General features: G+C 49.5%; 2 protein-coding genes. Both read left to right on the forward strand.

Annotation, left to right across the window (positions count from 1 at the left end; genetic code table 11):
- The coding region (locus LAY57_RS35600) for a pilus assembly protein PilP (RefSeq protein WP_249072217.1) at positions 1 to 610 on the forward strand (610 nt) is incomplete at its 5' end.
- The coding region (locus LAY57_RS35605; RefSeq protein WP_249072218.1) for a type IV pilus secretin family protein at positions 607 to 1,369 on the forward strand (763 nt) is incomplete at its 3' end. The genes LAY57_RS35600 and LAY57_RS35605, both read left to right, overlap by 4 nt.

Here is a 1,369-nt window from a genome sequence, read left to right on the forward strand (position 1 = left end):
GTACGTTCAGGTATTTGGATCCGGAAGAGATACAAGCCCAGAAGCAAGTGACGCAGGGGGGCAAAAAATGAAGCGTATGCAACTGTTTTTAGCATTACTTGTGTCGATTCTTGTTGTCGGATGCGGTTCCACTGGAGACGACGAATTGCGCCAATGGATGTCGGAATTGCGCGCCACGACGAAGCCACGTGTGACCCCTTTATCTGAGCCAAAGCAGTTTTTACCGCAAACTTACTCTATGGAGTCAGGTGTAGAGCCGTTTAATTCAGTCAAGTTGACGCAGGCACTCAGGCGTGACACTAACCAATCGGCCTCGAATGCTGCGTTGATTGCTCCGGAAATGGCTCGACGAAAAGAGCCGCTGGAAGCGTATCCGTTGGATGTCATGGCAATGGTCGGTAGCCTGGACAAAAAGGGTGTTCCAACAGCGTTGCTGAGAGTGGATAAGTTGCTGTATCAAGTCCGCGTGGGAAATTACGTTGGACAAAATTACGGAAAAATCGTGAAAATCACCGAAAACTCGATTCAGTTGCGGGAGATTGTCCAGGATGCGACTGGCGATTGGATTGAACGTGCTGCGGCGTTGGATTTGCAAGAGGGCAGTAAATGAAATATTTCAAAATCGACTTGACCAAAATTTATAGAATCGCGACCGGGTTCTCGATTGCAATTTTGGTGCCTATTTCCGGCTACACACAGACGCTTATTCAGTCAGTTGCAGGGAGTATGCAAAATGGTGTCGACGTTGTTCGCATCGATTTTTCTGAACCGCTGTCTGCGTTGCCCACTGGATTCTCGATTCAATCACCTCCGCGAATCGCACTTGATTTTCCGAGCGCCTCCAATGCATCGGGGAAGAACGTTTTCGACGTCAATCAAGGGAATGTGAAAACAGTGAATGTTGTGCAAGCAGGTGATCGCTCACGTGTTGTGCTCAACTTGAAGCAAGCCACGTCTTACCAAGCAGAAATTCAGGGTAAGTCTCTGTTTATTTCTCTGGGAGTGGCTTCTTCCGCAACTCCGGTAGTCCAATCGGCTCAGCCTTCGGTATTTGCTGACTCTGCAAGCGTAGACGCTCAGACGCTCAAAGATGTTGATTTCAGGCGCGGAGCTGATGGTTCTGGAAGGGTAGTGGTATCGCTACCTTCAAGCCAAGTGGGTGTTGATATACGCCAGCAAGGTAAAGGCTTGGTGGTGGATTTTCTGCTATCGAGCCTGCCAGAGGGGTTGCGACGTCGTCTCGATGTGGGAGATTTTGGAACTCCGGTACAGGCGATTACTACAATCCAGCAGGGTGACAGGGTCAGAATGACCATTGAGCCAATTGGTGAGTGGGAACACAGTGCGTACCAAAGCGATAGCCAGTTTG

It is taken from the genome of Argonema antarcticum A004/B2 (assembly GCF_023333585.1).
GTDB classification, from domain to species: domain Bacteria; phylum Cyanobacteriota; class Cyanobacteriia; order Cyanobacteriales; family Aerosakkonemataceae; genus Argonema; species Argonema antarcticum.